The following is a 14553-nucleotide window of genomic DNA, read 5'->3' on the forward strand; positions in this document are numbered from 1 at the left end:
TGGACATATGCTCAGGATTCCTTTCGTTCTCAGTCTTTCGTTTCGCACGTGGCGTGGCATGCCATGACTGGTCGCGACGCTGATTCCATCCTTGCCGCCCTGCACTGACTGGCTGCTGGGCGGCAGGCATCGGCTCGCTGACGCGAGGCGGCAGAGACCGGCATGGCCATCGTGATGAGCGAGCTGAACAAGCGCCAGAACCGCAAGCTGCTTGTGGTCGATGTGACGCTCAACCGCTGGAGCAGCACCAGCTTCAAGCTCCGCAATCCCTGCGCCCTCGACAGGGCGCTCACCCCCCCAGATAGGCCATTTCGGCATGGGGGCGCTGCGCGGCCTCCAGCGTCTGCTCCTGACGCTCCTCGCTGTAGCGGTCGCGGCGCGCCCGCCACTGGCCGCTGAGTGCGGCGCCCAGGCCGGCCGGATCCGGGCCGGGCCGCAGCCAGGGCTTGAGATCGAGGCCAGTGGCGGCGAACAGGCAGCTGTAGGCCACCCCGTCGGCGGTGACACGCAGGCGGTTGCAGTCGCCGCAGAACGGCGCCGAGATCGAGGCCACCACCGCCAGGTGGCTGCCACCCGGGCCGCCGCTGCCACCGCCATCGCGGTAGCGCCAGCGGGCAGCGGTGCCATGGGCGCTGCGGCCCACCGGCTCCAGGGGCCAGCGTTCGCCGATCCGCTGCACCATCTCCTGGGCCGGCAGCACCTGCTCGGGCGCCCAGCCGTTGCGGTTGCCCACATCCATGTATTCGATCAGCCGCAGCTCGATGCCGCGCTGCCGCGCCAGGGCCGCCAGGGGCAGCAGCTGGTCGTCGTTGCGGCCGCGGGTGATCACGGCATTGAGCTTCAGCGCCCCCGCCGCCGGATCGAAGCCCGCCGCCCGGGCGTGATCGAGGGCCGCCAGGATCGTGGCCAGGGCCCGATCGCCGGCCGCCGCGCCGCCCCGCAGCCCGCCCATGCGGGCCACGCTGGCGCCGTCGGTGCCATCCAGGCTCACCGTGAGCCGGTCAAGGCCGGCCTGCCGCAGCCGCTGGGCCCGCTCCGCCGTGAGCAGCAGACCGTTGGTGGTGAGAGCGATCGCCTCGAGCCGCGTTGCGCCCGCCGCCTCTCGCAACGGCCGCAGCGCCGCCACCAGGGCTTCCACGCCGGGGTGCAGCAGCGGCTCGCCGCCGGTGAGCCGCAGGGTGCGGAAGCCGAGCGCCGCCGCCTCGCGCACCAGCAGCACCCGCTCTTCGAGGGTGAGCAGCTCCGGCGGATCCTGGGCGTCCGGGCAGCAGTAGGGGCAGGCCAGGTTGCAGCGGGCCGTGAGCGAGAGGCGCAGCACCCCGGGGGGGCGGCCCAGCCGGTCGCGCAGGGGTGGGGCGCCCGCTGAGGCAGGCGGCAACGGCGAGGAGGGCCCGGTCATCGGCTCACCCTGGCGGAATGCTCTGGGAACTGACGAGCCAGGGGCCGGGCCAGGCCGCCGGTCGGTTGCAGTTCCGCAACGCCGCCGCCGGCAGCAGCACGGGCCGGTGCCCACGCCGCTGCAGCCAGCCCAGCAGGCGCCGGTCACCGGCCGCCAGATACAGCCGCAGGGCGGCACGGTTGGCCGCCGTGGCCGGATAGATCCCCAGCAAGGGCTGATCCCGGCGGCCGTCATGGGCGGTGAGCAGGGTGCCGGCGGGAACGGCCGCCCCGCCTGCCCCCGTGCCAGCTGCCTCCGTGCCACCTGTCCCCGTGCCGGCCGCGATCAGGGCCTCCAGGGTGGGCCGATCGAGCCAGGGCATGTCCACCGGGCAGAGCAGCAGGCGGTCGCCGGGGTAGCGGTCCATCAGGCGGGCGAGAGCTGTGAGCGGCCCCTCCCAGGGGGGCGGCTCATCGATCACCTCCACCGGCGCCGGGGCCAGCAGGCGATGGGCGCGGTGGCGGCTGAGCAGGCAGACGGGCCGCTCCAGGCTCAGCAGCAGCCGCAGGCTGCGCTCCAGCCAGGTGCCGCCCTCGGGATGGGGCAGCAGCGCCTTGTCAGTGCCCATGCGCCGGCTGCCCCCCCCGCTCAGCAGACAGCAGCGCAGCGGTGCTGTGCTCATGCAGGGGGGGGCACCAGGGCCAGTCGCTGCTGCACGAAGCCTGCCACGCAGGCGGCGGCGGCCTCCCGCTCGCCATCACGGAACAGCTCGTGCAGGCTGCGCTCGAACCACACCACCTGCCGTTGCTCAGCCGGGCTGCCCAGTTCCTGCAGCAGGATCGCCACCGACGCCGGCGCCACCACCGGGTCGCGGCGGCCCTGCAGGATCAGCACCGGGGCCCGCACCGCCGTGAGGCGGGTGCGGGTGTGGCGGATGAAATCGAGCAAGGTGGCGATCGCCCCGATCGGCGCCCACACGTAGCTGGTGTCGCCGGCGGCCAGGGCCGGATCGGCGTAGCGCTTGCGCAGCGGCCAGCGCGGCAGCACAGCCAGGATCAGGGGCGTGAGCGGGGCCAGGGCCCCACCGGGGGCCAGCGGGGACGCGAGCTGGATCGGCGCCGAAGCCAGCACCACGCTGTCGATCAGGGTCGGGTGGTCGGCGGCGAGCTGCAGGGCGATCAGCCCGCCCATGCTGTTGCCCACCACGATCACCCGCTCGGCCCGGGTGCACAGCTCCTCCATGGCAGCGTTGGCTGCCGCCATCCAAGCGGGCCAGGTCACGCCCCGCAGCGCCTCGGGGCTGGCACCGCCATGGCCCGGCAGGGTGGGCAGAGCCAGGGGTACACCGAGCGCTTTCAGCGGGGCCACGAGCACGCGCACGGAATCCAGGCTCCCCGCGAATCCATGCAGCAACAGCACACCGAGGGGGGCCAGGGAGACGCTCAGGGGGAGTGATGGTCCAGTCTGACCCGCGCCGACATCCGCGCTTCTGGATTCACCCCGGCAAAGGTGGGCGGCAGCCACACGCGCACCACCATCAGCACCGCCATGGTGATCAGGAACAGACACACGGCCAGGATCTGGTGCCAGTCGGTTTCGAGCACGCCCTTCACGATCACCTCTCGCAACACCGACACGATCGCGATCTCCACCGACACCCCGATCGACACACGCTGCTCCTGCAGATAGATGATCAGCAGCCGGAACAACTCCACCAGGATGAGGATGAACAGGATGTCGGCTGTGATGGCGTGAAAGCGCGGCGTGGTCATCAGCGTGGAGTAGATCTCCCGCATCTGCAGCACCATCACCCAGAACAGGCCCACACACAGCGCCACCGCAATCAGGTCCTGCACCGCCTCCAGGGTCTGCACGATCTGCACGCGCCGGAACAGCTGATGCCAGGGAACGCTGCCGGTGGCAGTGATCGTGGCGGCTGCAGGGGTGGCCGGGGGTGGGGCCGCAGGTGGGGTGCTGTCGGGCGAACCGCGGCCTTGCTCGGTGATTGGGCTTGTCGGGCTTGTTGGGCTGGCGAGCGTGTCCTGCATGAACCTTGACCGAATGGATCGCAGCCTATGGGGCGCCAACTTATCGGTCAATTGCCTATAGATAGGCAGACCTTATTGCATTGATTGGGGCGTCATTCACTTGGGGCTCCACTGACTGGGGGGTCATTGATCGGGGGACAGCTTGAGAGGTCTTGCTCGTGGATCGGGGCGCGAGGCTCTGATCGCACTGTTCTGAGCGGCCTGAGCTGAACACCCCCGCCAGATCCGACCAGCCCCCGATTGTCCTTTCGCCTATCGCCCCTCCGCCTGATTCCCCCGCTTGACCGTCACTCCTGCCCCTGATCACCCCTCCTGCGGAGCCGGGCGGAAGCGCAGCAAGGTTGTTCCGCTGGCGTCCTGCAGCAGCAGATGGCGCTGATCGATGCGCCAGCGGCGCACCCGCTCCAGGGCATCGCTGTAGCGCTGCTCAAGCTCCATCACCGGCGGGCTGCAGCCCATGCGCGTGCTCGCCAGCTGGGGGAAGCGGATCGCTGTCCCCTCCAGGCTGAAACCGCCCATCAGGCGATTGCAACCGCCACTGCCGGCCAGCTGCAGGCGCTCGGCCGAGAGCTGCAGCTCGATCGGCTGAGCGCCAGGCGGCGTAGCCAGCTTCTGGCCGCCAAGGCCCTCCAGCCGCCAGGTGGTGCCCCGCAGCGGGGGCGCCTCCCTGAGGCAACCCCGGCCGGGGGTGAGGGCCGAGAAGCTCTCCACCACCAGGGTGCGGCGTGGCGGCTGGCCCTGCTCCATCGACGGCCGCTGGGTGATCAGTCCCTCCAGGCTCACCAGCAGCGGCTGGCCCGGTCGGTCTGCCGGGCGGGCCGCCAGGTAGGCACGCTCCAGGGCCAGGTAGCCGGCCTCCATCGCCACGGGCAAGCGCTGGCCGGTGGCGCACAGGCGGATGCTGGCCGCATCGGCCATGTAGGAGAACAGACCCGTGAGCTGCAGGCGCGGGTCGATGGGCGCGGCTTGGGGCAGGCGCGTCAGCCGGTCGTTGGCGTTGGCAGAGGCCGCACCCACCTGGGGGTCGAGCTGGCGCAGCGCCGCCCCGGCGGCAAGCAGCTGCAGGAGCAGCGGGGGCTCGCAGCCACGGCTGAGCTCCAACCGCCCCGTGCCGGGCTCCAGCCGCCAGCGGCCGATGGCATCAAACGCCTGGGGCTTCGGCCGGCTCAGCAACGTCTGCCGCAGTTGATACGTGCCATCGGCAGCCAGATCGAGGTGCCAGCGGACCGGGCCGCCCGCGCCGGGAAGAACCCCCTGCCAACTGGCGGGGAGAGGTCCGAGCGAGGCCGGTGATGAAGGCCGCCGCGTGCTGCTGTCGGTGGGGGGCCGCTGGCTGATCAAGGCGCCGGCACCGGTGGACGCGGCCAGCGCCGGTGCCGTGATCACAGCCACCAGGACGACCACCATCCCGCGCCCCATTCCGGGCAAAAGGCCCCGTGACCGGCGAGCCTCTTCAGTGGCGCGGGCAACACGCCACCGCAAAGCGCGGTGCGGCATCGGCATCGGCACGGTTGGCGCGTTCAAGGTGACGACTTTGAACGTACAGGCGGCTGCCCCACAGCCAGACCATGGCTACCGACACCTGAGCGCCCGCCCGAACGCATGGCCCACCGCCTCAGAAACACAAAGGCAGCCGAACAGCGTTCAGATCACGACACGATGATTGCCTGGAACGCCTGCCACATGAAATCAGGGCACCGCGAAGGAATGCCAGGAGCCATGCAAGACCGTGTGGCCAGTTCGCGATGGTAACGAGCTGAATCAAGAGGGCGAGCTACGTTTTCATCATGCGGTGCCCTGAGGTGCAATGGGAGGCGCAATGGCCACGATTGTCATTGCGGCAACGGCCAACGATCTCTGGGGAGCAGCGGTCACCGTGCGCTCAGCCTTGGAAGCCTGCAGCACAACCCTCAACATCTATGCCATCAGCGTCGATTTATCTTCAGCAGACAAGCAGCAACTCTGCGCTTCTTGACAACCTTCGAACTGAGGCACCATCAAGTTCATTGATTTTGATCTTGTGAAAGTCCATGACTTTCGAACCACTCTACCCGTCAAGAGCAACTCTACCCATGCCCGTTGCTTTATTTCCGGGCTCTTGGCCGGGGTGCCCCGCTGCATTAACCTGGATACGGATTTGATCGCTTGCTCAGACTTGAACGACTTGCAGATCCTGGATCTAGAAGGTAAATACAGCGCTTGTGCTACTGACGGCGGCATCGCAAGCCCAGAACAGTAGCAACGCCTCCGCTGAAACCTAAAGAAGAAAGATCCTCTCCACTACCTTCATTCAGGAGTCATCGTGATGAACTTGGACGCCTGGCGACTTCGCCAGATCCAGGTCAATGCTCTAAACATTGCTCAAGACAACCAAGACGTGCTTGACCCAATGGACCAGAATGCTCTGACTATGGCCTTGGCAGGCGATTGGCTGACGCTCGATCCGAAGTGGAACACATCGAAAGGCATAGCCGATGCCAGCTTTTTCGATGGGATTATTCATTTCATGGGCAAGAGCAAATCATGGCATGCAGATGATGCAGGAAGTTTTCAAGATCGATGGTTTCACTATTGGATCGAACCGCTTTCGCCGGCCAGCGCCCCGTCAAGCCACTTGGAATAGCAGCCACCGATCAACGGCTAGCTCGCTCGATTCCCACCCTGGAAATGGCGCGGGGCAAACTGCACAGACTGATGTATTCAGCTAGTGAGCTGCAGCCATGACCGCATGAATGGTCGCACTCTGCTCGATCAGAGGCTGCGAATCAAACCGGCAATCGCCAGCTGGCCACCAAACAGCGAGCCTATAGAAGGTCAGAGAAAGTGGAATGAATTGCGCATGGTTTCCATGCTGAGGCACTCCCTGATGCAGCTTGCGCGTTGATGGGCTCTCCTGGTGGCTGCCGTCACCAGCTGCTCAGCAGCCACACCTTTGATAGTGATCACCGCTATCGCCGCAGGGCTGGCTTCTTTCGCTGGCCTGCCGGCCATGCGCAGGGGCTGCTGCATCGCGCGTGGGCTTGACCCTCTGACGGAATCCACAGCGCCATGGTCCAGGCGCAAGGTGATCAGGCGGAGCATCCTCTTACCTTGCATACCCACACCCTCTCGGCGTCCACTCCGCCGACACCGGCACCTGGTGATCGCACGGCTTGGTTAGGATCATCCGGCACGATTGGTGAGCGCTCCGACGGAGCCGTTGGCCGTCGCTGTGGTGTTCGAACCTTCTTCCGTGCTGTCTTCTGCCCGTGCCCAATGCCCCTACTGTGGGGTGGGTTGTGGGCTGGAGCTCAAGCCGGCGGCGGCGGCTCTTGACGCCACTGCCTACAGCGCTGATTCCTGGACGGTGCGCGGAGACCGGCTGCACCCTTCCTCCCTCGGCCAGGTGTGCGTGAAGGGAGCCACGGTGGCCGAGACCCTCGATCGCAACCGCCTGAGCACACCGTTGTGGCGCGAGCAGCGCGACCAACCCTTTGAGGCGATCAGCTGGGAGCGGGCCTTCACGATCCTGGTGGAGCGGATCCAGGTGATTCAGGCGGAGCGTGGATCGGGCGCGATCGCGATGTATGGCTCGGGCCAGTTTCTCACCGAGGACTATTACGTCGCCAACAAGCTGATCAAAGGGGCCCTCGGCACCAACAATTTCGATGCCAATTCGCGGCTGTGCATGAGCTCGGCCGTGTCGGGCTACAAGCTCAGCCTGGGCTCCGATGGCCCCCCCTGCTGCTACGACGACCTCGACCTAGCAGGCACGGTGCTGCTGATCGGCACCAACACCGCCGACTGCCACCCGGTGCTCTTTCAGCGGCTGCTCAAGCGCAAGCGGCACCAGAAGGAGGCGCTGCAGATCATCGTGGTCGACCCCAGGGCCACCGCCACCAGCGCAGCGGCCGACCTGCATCTGGCCATTCGTCCGGGCACGGATCTGGTCCTGCTGCATGGCGTGGGTCATCTGTTGCTGCAGCTGGGGGCGGTGGATCCGGAGCGGGTGGCGGCCTGCGCGGATGGATTCGCTGAGCTGGCGGCCCTCTGGGCGGGCTGGACGCCGGAGCGGGTTTGCGCCCTCTGCGGCATCGAGGAGGAGGCGCTGCGGCGCCTGGCGGCACTCTGGGCCGCCAGCTCCGGCGTGCTCAGCCTCTGGTCGATGGGGGTGAATCAGAGCGTGGAGGGCACCGCCACAGTGGCGGGGATCATCAACCTGCATCTGGTCACGGGCCAGATCGGCAAGCCCGGAGCCGGCCCGTTCTCCCTCACCGGCCAGCCCAATGCCATGGGCGGGCGGGAAGCCGGAGGCCTGGCTGCGCTGCTGCCCGGCTACCGCTCGATCCACGAGGCCAGCCACCGGGCCGCGATCGAGCAGCACTGGGGCTTTCCCCCCGGCGCGATCTCAGCGCGCGATGGGCTCTCGGTGTGGGAGCAGATCGAAGCGATGGAGCGCGGCGAACTGGGCCTGTGGTGGGTGGCAGCCACCAACCCGCTGGTGAGCCTGCCGTCGCTGGATCGGGTGCGTCAGGCCGTGGCCCAATGCCCCCTGGTGGTGCTGAGCGAGGCCTACGCGGGCACCGAAACCGAAGCGATGGCCCATCTGGTGCTGCCGGCTGCCCAGTGGAGCGAAAAAGAGGGCGTGATGACCAACTCGGAGCGCCGGGTCACCTTGTCGCATGCCTTCCGGCAGGCCCCCGGCGAGGCCCGCCCCGACTGGGCGATCTTCGCGGAGCTGGGCCGCCGGCTGGGGTTTTCCAAGCAGTTCGCCTACGGCTCCGCGGCCGAGGTCTACGCCGAGTTCGCGTCGATCACCGCCGGGAGGCTCTGCGATCACAGCGGCCTGAGCCACGCCCTGCTGGCCGAGCACGGGCCCCAGCAATGGCCGTTCCCGGCTGGCACAGCGGCGGGGGGCGGCCAGCCACGGCTGCACACCGAGGGCGTCTACCCCACCGCTAACGGCAAGGCCCGCCTGCTGGCCCAGCAACCGCTGGGGCTGGCGGAACCGCCGGATGACGGCTTCCCCCTGGTGCTCACGGTGGGGCGGTACCTCGGCCATTGGCACACCATGACCCGCACCGCCCATGTGGAGCGGGTATGCCGCAGCCATCCAGAGCCCCTGCTGGAGATCCACCCAGCAGATGCCAGCTGCTGCAACCTCGATGAGGGCGCCCTCGCACGGGTGAGCTCTCGTCGCGGCGAGCTGACCGTGAAGGTGCAGATCACCGATCGAATTCGCCCGGGCACGGTGTTTCTGCCGATGCACTGGGGTGCCGCCCAGGAGCAGGCGTGTGAGGCCAACCGGCTGATGCATGCCCTCGGCTGCCCGATCTCAAAGCAGCCGGAGCTCAAGGCAGCGGCGGTGCGGGTGGAGCGGGCGGAGATCGCCGGCTGAGATTCAGCTGATCGGCAGCATCGCCTCCACCAGCTCGGGCGAGAGGCGCAGAAGAGCTGAGCCCCTGCCAGTGAGATGGCCATCCACCAGGCCCGACTGACGCAAGCGGGTAAGCATCTTGGTGACGGTGACGCGGGTGTTCCCGATCAGCTCGGCCAGGCGCTCATGGGTGATCCGCAGCGGCAACTCGTACCAGAGACCATTGCGGCGTCCCAGGCGCTCCACCAGTAAGGCCAGCAGCGCCTTCAATCGCTGTTCGGTGTCGTGGTGGTGGCGGATCATCAGCAACTCCAGGGCCCAGGTGTTGAGGTCCGTGCGAACGCTCAGCATTTCGGTGCGCTCCACCCGTTCGATCTGCACCACGGAGAGAGCTTCAAGGCCCACCCAATCGCGGCGCAGGGCCAGGGCATCGCAGACTTCACCCGGTTGAAGAAAGCCGATCGTGATGTCCTGGCCCGAGGAGGCCAGCAAAAACACCCGCAGGATGCCGGAGTGGACGCGAATGGGCGAGGCTGCGGCGGCATGGCCCCCATCCAGTAGCAGGGTCTGGCCCACCGCCATCGTCAGCTGACGGAAGGACTGATGAAGTGGCAAGGCGGCCCTCACGTGTCGTCGTGGGCGTAACGGCGGTAAAGGAAATCGAGGGCGCGGTTGCGCAGGTCGAAGTATTCGGGCTGCTCCAGCAGGCGGGCCCGCACACGCGGGCGGGCGAACGGCAGCTCAAGCACCTCACCGATCGTGGCGGCGGGGCCGTTGGTCATCATCACCACCCGGTCGGCCAGGAACAGGGCTTCATCGATGTCGTGGGTGATCATCAGCACCGTCACGCGGTGATCGGCCCAGATCTTGAGCAGCTCCTCCTGCAGTTCCTCGCGCGTGATCGGATCCAGCGCTCCGAACGGTTCATCAAGCAGCAGCACCTTCGGTTTGAGCGCCAGGGCGCGGGCGATCGACACCCGCTGCTTCATCCCCCCCGACAGGCTTCCCGGCTTCTTGTGGGCCGCTTCGCTGAGGCCCACCAGCGCCAGATGCTCCTCCACGATCGCCTTGGCCTGGCCGTTGCGCTGCAGTTCGGGGAACACATTGTTCACCGCCAGGGCGATGTTGTCGTAGGCGCTCAACCAGGGCAGCAACGAATAGTTCTGGAACACCACCATGCGGTCGGGACCGGGATCAACGATGCGCTCCCCGTTCAACCGCACCTCGCCGGTGGTGGGCTGGCGGAATCCCGACACCATGTCGAGCAGGGTGGATTTGCCACAGCCGGAATGGCCGATCAGGCACACGAACTCCCCCTCCGCCACGGACAGATGCACCCCATCCAGCACGGTGTGGGGCCCCCGGGCGCTGGGATACACCTTGGTGACCCCGTCAATCTCCAGATAGGCGCCGGTGGCACGGCTGGCGCTGGCCGCCGTTGAGCTGAGGGTCTGCATGGGGGAGCGGGCAGGGTCGGATGGCGGGGCGGGGTCAGGAGGCGGCGGCCGGCGCCGTTGGCAGCACCACAGCCTCGATGCGCAGCGGGCGCTGCTGCTTCAGCCCCTGCACGTAGGCGGCGGGGTCGGCGGGATCGAGCTGCTCGGCGCCGAAGAAACCCACCGGGGTGGGCTGGGGCGGCTCGGCGGGCAGGCCCAGGGCGGCGGCCGCCTTTCCGAACAGATCCGGGCGCTGCACCCGGTTGAGCACCTCCTCCCAGTTGCTTGGGAAGGGGCAGACGTTCCAGCGCGCCAGCTGGGTGAGGATCCAGGTGGCCTCGGCGCGATCGGGAGCATTCACGCCCGGCCCGAAGAAGCGGTTGAAGCCGGGAATCAGCGCCGGCGCACCGGTGCCGCGGTCGTAGGCCTGGGCCAGGCCGGGCAGCAGCACAGCGGGGCTGGTGCCCACGTATTCAGGGCGGGCCAGCAGCTGGGCCAGCTCCTGGCGGTTGGCCGGGTCTTCGCAGTGGCGGCAGGCCTCCAGCAGGGCGCAGAGCAGGGCCTGATGGGTGTGGGGGTGGGCGGCGGCCCAGTCTTCCCGCACACCGAGCACCTTCTCGCCATGGCCATCCCAGAGGTCGGTGTCGGTGGCGATCACGGTGCCGTGCCCCTCCTGCACGGCGCGGGAGTTCCAGGGCTCGCCCACACAGAAGCCATCGATCGTGCCGGCCTTGAGCGTGGCCACCATCTGGGCGGGCGGGATCACGATCAGCTCCACGTCGCTGCTGGGGTCGATGCCGGCGGACGCCAACCAGGCCCGCAGCATCAGGTTGTGCATGGAGGCGGGGTGCACCATGGCCAGCACCGGCTTGTGGCCGGGGTTGGCGGCGATCCAGGCCTTGAACTCCGCCGCGCTGCGCACGCCGGCCTCATGGAAGCGGCGGTGCAGGGTGATGGCATTGCCGTTGCGCGAGAGCGTGAGCGCTGAGGTGATCGGCACCGGGCGGCGCCCCTGGCTGCCGAGGGTCATGGCGAAGGGCAGACCCGCCACCATCTGGGCCGCATCCAGCACGCCCTGGCGCAGGTTGGCCTCCAGGGTTTTCCAGTTGGTTTCGCGCCGCAGCGTGACCTGATCAAGCCCATACCTGGCGAAGAAGCCGCCCTCAAGGGCCATCACCAGCGGGGCACAATCGGTGAGTGGCACGAAGCCGATCTCCAGATTCACCTTCTCCAGCGTTCCTGAGGCCACAGCGCCCCTGGGTTTGAGGCGCTGCTGGCGGGCATCACGCTGCTGGTTGAGGAAGGTGACCACCTCCGCGCGCAGGCCGTAGTAGGTGGGGTCTTCGACGGCGGTGAGCTGGGAGCGGGGCCGGGCCAGCGGCACATCGAGGATCTGGCCGATGTAGGCCTCCGGGCCGTTGGTGAGCATCACAACGCGATCGGAGAGCAGCAGGGCTTCGTCCACGTCGTGGGTGACCATCACGGCGGTGACCTTGGCCTCCTGGCAGATCTCCATCAGCTGCGTCTGCAGGTTGCCGCGCGTGAGCGCATCGAGGGCACCGAAGGGCTCATCGAGCAGCAGCAGCTTGGGGCGGATCGCCAGGGCCCGGGCGATCGCCACCCGCTGCTTCATGCCGCCGGAGATCTCAGCGGGATACTTATCAGCCGCAGGCGTGAGCTTCACCAGCTTGATGTTGCGGTCCACGATCTCGCGCCGCTCTTCACGGGAAAGCCTGGGCATCACGTTGTCCACGGCGAGGGCGATGTTCTCGCGCACCGTTTTCCAGGGCAGCAGCGAATAGTTCTGAAACACCACCATCCGGTCGGGGCCGGGTTCGGTGACCTCCTGACCGCTCATCAGGATGCCGCCCTCCGTGGCCAGGGTGAGGCCCGCCAGCAGATCCAGCAGGGTGGATTTGCCGCAACCGGAATGGCCGATCAAGGTGACGAACTCACCTTCCGCGATCTGCAGGAAGATGTCCTTGAGGGCCACATAGGTGCCGCCGTTCTTGAGCGGAAACGCCTGGGTGACGTTGTCGACGGTGAGCAGGGCAGGCATGGCTCAGGAGGCTCCGCTGCTCACACGCCGGCCGGCAAACGCCACCAGCCGATCGAGGCACAGGCCGACGATGCCCACATACACAATCGCCAGCACAATCTGGCTGGCGCTCGACTCACCGCCCGCGTTGTAGGCATCCCAGATGAAATAGCCGATGCCGCCATCGGCCTTGAGCATCTCCGCCGCCACGATCGCCAACCAGGCCAGACCCACGGCGATGCGCAGACCGGTGAACACATAGGGAACGGTGGCGGGAATCACGATCTCGCGGATGTACGCGCGCTTGCGCAGCCGCAGCACGCGCGACACGTTGGTGTAATCCTGGGGGATCTCACGGATGCCCACGGCCGTGTTGATGATGATCGGCCAGATGGAGGTGATGAAGATCACGAAGATCGCCGACTTATCGGCGTTCTGAAACACCATCAGGGAGATCGGGAACCAGGCCAGTGGCGGCACCGTGCGCAACACCTGGATCACCGGATCGAAGCCCTTGCCCACGAACCGGTTCAGGCCCAGCAGGCCACCGATGGCGATGCCCACAATGGCTGCCAGGCCATAGCCCAGAGCCACCCGTTGCAGAGAAATCAGAATCTGCCAGCCCAACCCTTTGCTGGTGCCGCCATCATCAAAAAAGGGCTGGCTGATGTAAGGGTCCCAGGTATCTGTCACCACCTTGATGGGCCCCGGCAGACGATCGGCGCCCAGCAGGCCGGAGAGCACCTGCCAGACGATCAGGAACCCACCGATGCAGAGCAGGTAAGGGAGGATTGTGGCGAGAAGGGTGGAACGGCGTTGGCTTTGGCGTTGGCGAGTACGCCGCCTGCCGTTCACAGCGGTGAGGGTCATGAAGGGTGGGGGTGATCAATAGCGAGGGACAGTCGCTCAGGCCAGGGCTTTGATCTTGAGGGCGTCGAGATAAGCCTTGGGATCTTCAGGATCGAAGACCACGCCATCAAAGAACGTTTCCTTGCCGCGGGAATCGGAGGCGGGAATGGAGGCTTCCTGGCCGATCGCCTTGGCGGCCTCCTTCCAGAGATCGGCGCGGTTCACCTTGTCCACCAGCGCATCGATATCCGTAGAGGCGGGTAGATACCCCCAGCGCATGTCCTCGGTCACGAACCACTTGTCATGGCTCTTGTAGGGGAAGGAGGCACTGTCGGCCCAGAAGCGCATCTTGTAGGGGCTGTCCTTCACCACCCGGCCATCGCCATAGTCCACATTGCCGGCCAGGCGGGGCTTGATGTCGCTGACCGTGGCCTTGATGTATTTGTCTTTGGCGAGAATCGTGCACATCTCGTCAAGATTAGCGGGATCATCACACCACATCTGAGCTTCCAGCACGCCCTTCAGCAGGGCCAAGGTGGCCTTGGGGTTCTGCTCCACCCAATCAGCTCGCATGGAGAAGGCCTTCTCCGGATGGAGCTTCCACAGTTCACCGGTCTGGGCCACGGTGTAGCCCAGCTTCTTGTTCACCAGCCGCTCATTCCAGGGCTCACCCACACAGAAGGTGTCCATCGTGCCGGTCTGCATGTTCGCCACCATCTGCGGCGGCGGAATCACCACCAGGTCGGCAGCTGTGTTGGGATCAATGCCATGGGCCGCCAGCCAGTAGCGCATCCAGAGGTCATGGGTGCCTCCGGGGAAGGTCACCGCCGCCTTGAATTTCTTGCCTTTGGCGCCTGCAGCGGCCACGGCCGCCTCCAGGCCCGCCTTGTTGTCGATCGTGAGCTTTTCGGGCAGGAAAGCCTTGGCCGCGGAGATGCCCTGCCCCTGCAGATTCAGGCGCGCCAGCGTCACCATCGGCAGCGGCTGGTTCGACTTGGTGATTTTGCCGGCCGTGAGCAACAACGGCATCGGCGTGAGGATGTGGGCGCCATCAATGCCGCCGCCCTTGGTGCCGAGTTCCAGGTTGTCGCGGGTGGCGGCCCAGGAGGTCTGCTTGACCACCTTCACCTCGGGCATGCCGTGCTTGGCGAAAAAGCCCTTTTCCTGAGCAATGATCACTGGCGCCGCATCGGTGAGGGCGATGAAGCCGAGCGTGGCGCCTTTCACTTCCACATCCCCGCCGCCGCCGCTGGCGGCCGGCACTGAGGCACTGTCCGGCTGTTTGCCGCCGCAGGCGCTCAACCAGAGGGCGCCGGCCGTGGTGCCGGCGGCGGTCACGAGGAACTTACGGCGCGAAAGATTCGGCATGGGGCTGGGGTGTCACGAAGGTCTGGATGCGATTCACGCAATCCGGACGGGCCTCATGAACGAAGCGCACCGAGCCGGCA

13 protein-coding genes and 1 pseudogene are annotated in these 14553 nt (G+C 67.1%); 3 read left to right on the forward strand and 11 right to left on the reverse strand.

Annotation, left to right across the window (positions count from 1 at the left end):
• Positions 1-289: 289 nt before the first annotated feature.
• The 5 genes from KBZ19_RS06205 to KBZ19_RS06225 form a co-directional block, all read right to left on the reverse strand.
• The gene (locus tag KBZ19_RS06205; RefSeq protein WP_255100270.1) at positions 290-1399 is read right to left on the reverse strand and encodes a GTP 3',8-cyclase MoaA; all 1110 of its coding nucleotides are present in this window, start codon (positions 1397-1399) and stop codon (positions 290-292) included.
• Positions 1400-1403: 4 nt separating this feature from the next.
• Entirely contained in the window at positions 1404-2060 is a 657-nt protein-coding gene (locus tag KBZ19_RS06210) for a molybdenum cofactor guanylyltransferase (RefSeq protein WP_255100271.1), read from the reverse strand.
• Entirely contained in the window at positions 2057-2902 is an 846-nt protein-coding gene (locus KBZ19_RS06215) for an alpha/beta fold hydrolase (RefSeq protein WP_315856328.1), read from the reverse strand. The genes KBZ19_RS06210 and KBZ19_RS06215 overlap by 4 nt, the downstream gene beginning before the upstream one ends.
• Positions 2821-3426, reverse strand: a complete 606-nt coding sequence (locus tag KBZ19_RS06220; RefSeq protein WP_094512289.1) for a phosphate-starvation-inducible PsiE family protein — start codon at positions 3424-3426, stop codon at positions 2821-2823. The genes KBZ19_RS06215 and KBZ19_RS06220 overlap by 82 nt, the downstream gene beginning before the upstream one ends.
• A 303-nt stretch (positions 3427-3729) precedes the next feature.
• A complete protein-coding gene (locus KBZ19_RS06225) occupies positions 3730-4833 on the reverse strand; it encodes an META domain-containing protein (RefSeq protein ID WP_255100274.1) in 1104 nt (367 codons plus the stop codon).
• Positions 4834-5245: 412 nt separating this feature from the next.
• Here KBZ19_RS06225 and KBZ19_RS06230 point away from each other — a divergent pair, with 412 nt between their 5' ends.
• Positions 5246-5401, forward strand: coding sequence for a hypothetical protein (locus KBZ19_RS06230; protein ID WP_255100275.1), 156 nt, complete (start codon positions 5246-5248; stop codon positions 5399-5401).
• A gap of 303 nt (positions 5402-5704) precedes the next feature.
• A pseudogene (locus tag KBZ19_RS06235) lies at positions 5705-6049 on the forward strand (glycosyltransferase); the annotation flags it as partial.
• A 191-nt stretch (positions 6050-6240) separates the two neighbouring features.
• On the opposite strand, the gene KBZ19_RS06240 reads toward KBZ19_RS06235, so the two are convergent.
• Complete coding sequence (locus tag KBZ19_RS06240; protein WP_255100276.1) at positions 6241-6435, reverse strand: hypothetical protein; 195 nt, start codon at positions 6433-6435, stop codon at positions 6241-6243.
• Between the two features lie 169 nt (positions 6436-6604).
• Here KBZ19_RS06240 and KBZ19_RS06245 point away from each other — a divergent pair, with 169 nt between their 5' ends.
• Positions 6605-8803, forward strand: a complete 2199-nt coding sequence (locus KBZ19_RS06245) for a molybdopterin oxidoreductase family protein (RefSeq protein WP_399220107.1) — start codon at positions 6605-6607, stop codon at positions 8801-8803.
• A gap of 3 nt (positions 8804-8806) precedes the next feature.
• Here KBZ19_RS06245 and KBZ19_RS06250 read toward each other — a convergent pair whose 3' ends face one another.
• Genes KBZ19_RS06250 through KBZ19_RS06270 form a run of 5 tightly spaced genes read right to left on the reverse strand, consistent with a single transcriptional unit; the run spans position 8807 to position 14473 of the window.
• A complete protein-coding gene (locus KBZ19_RS06250; protein ID WP_255100278.1) occupies positions 8807-9397 on the reverse strand; it encodes a Crp/Fnr family transcriptional regulator in 591 nt (196 codons plus the stop codon).
• 8 nt (positions 9398-9405) lie between these two features.
• Positions 9406-10239 carry a nitrate ABC transporter ATP-binding protein gene (locus KBZ19_RS06255; protein ID WP_255100279.1) on the reverse strand — a complete coding sequence of 278 codons (834 nt, stop codon included), beginning with the start codon at positions 10237-10239 and terminating at the stop codon, positions 9406-9408.
• A 34-nt stretch (positions 10240-10273) separates the two neighbouring features.
• Positions 10274-12277 (reverse strand): nitrate ABC transporter ATP-binding protein, encoded by a 2004-nt coding sequence (locus tag KBZ19_RS06260; protein WP_255100280.1) that lies wholly within the window; start codon positions 12275-12277, stop codon positions 10274-10276.
• A gap of 3 nt (positions 12278-12280) precedes the next feature.
• Entirely contained in the window at positions 12281-13126 is an 846-nt protein-coding gene (gene ntrB, locus KBZ19_RS06265) for a nitrate ABC transporter permease (protein WP_255100281.1), read from the reverse strand.
• A 36-nt stretch (positions 13127-13162) separates the two neighbouring features.
• Entirely contained in the window at positions 13163-14473 is a 1311-nt protein-coding gene (locus KBZ19_RS06270; protein WP_255100282.1) for a CmpA/NrtA family ABC transporter substrate-binding protein, read from the reverse strand.
• Positions 14474-14553 lie beyond the last annotated feature (80 nt).

The organism is Synechococcus sp. L2F, from assembly GCF_024345695.1.
In the GTDB taxonomy this organism is placed as follows: Bacteria; Cyanobacteriota; Cyanobacteriia; order PCC-6307; family Cyanobiaceae; genus MW101C3.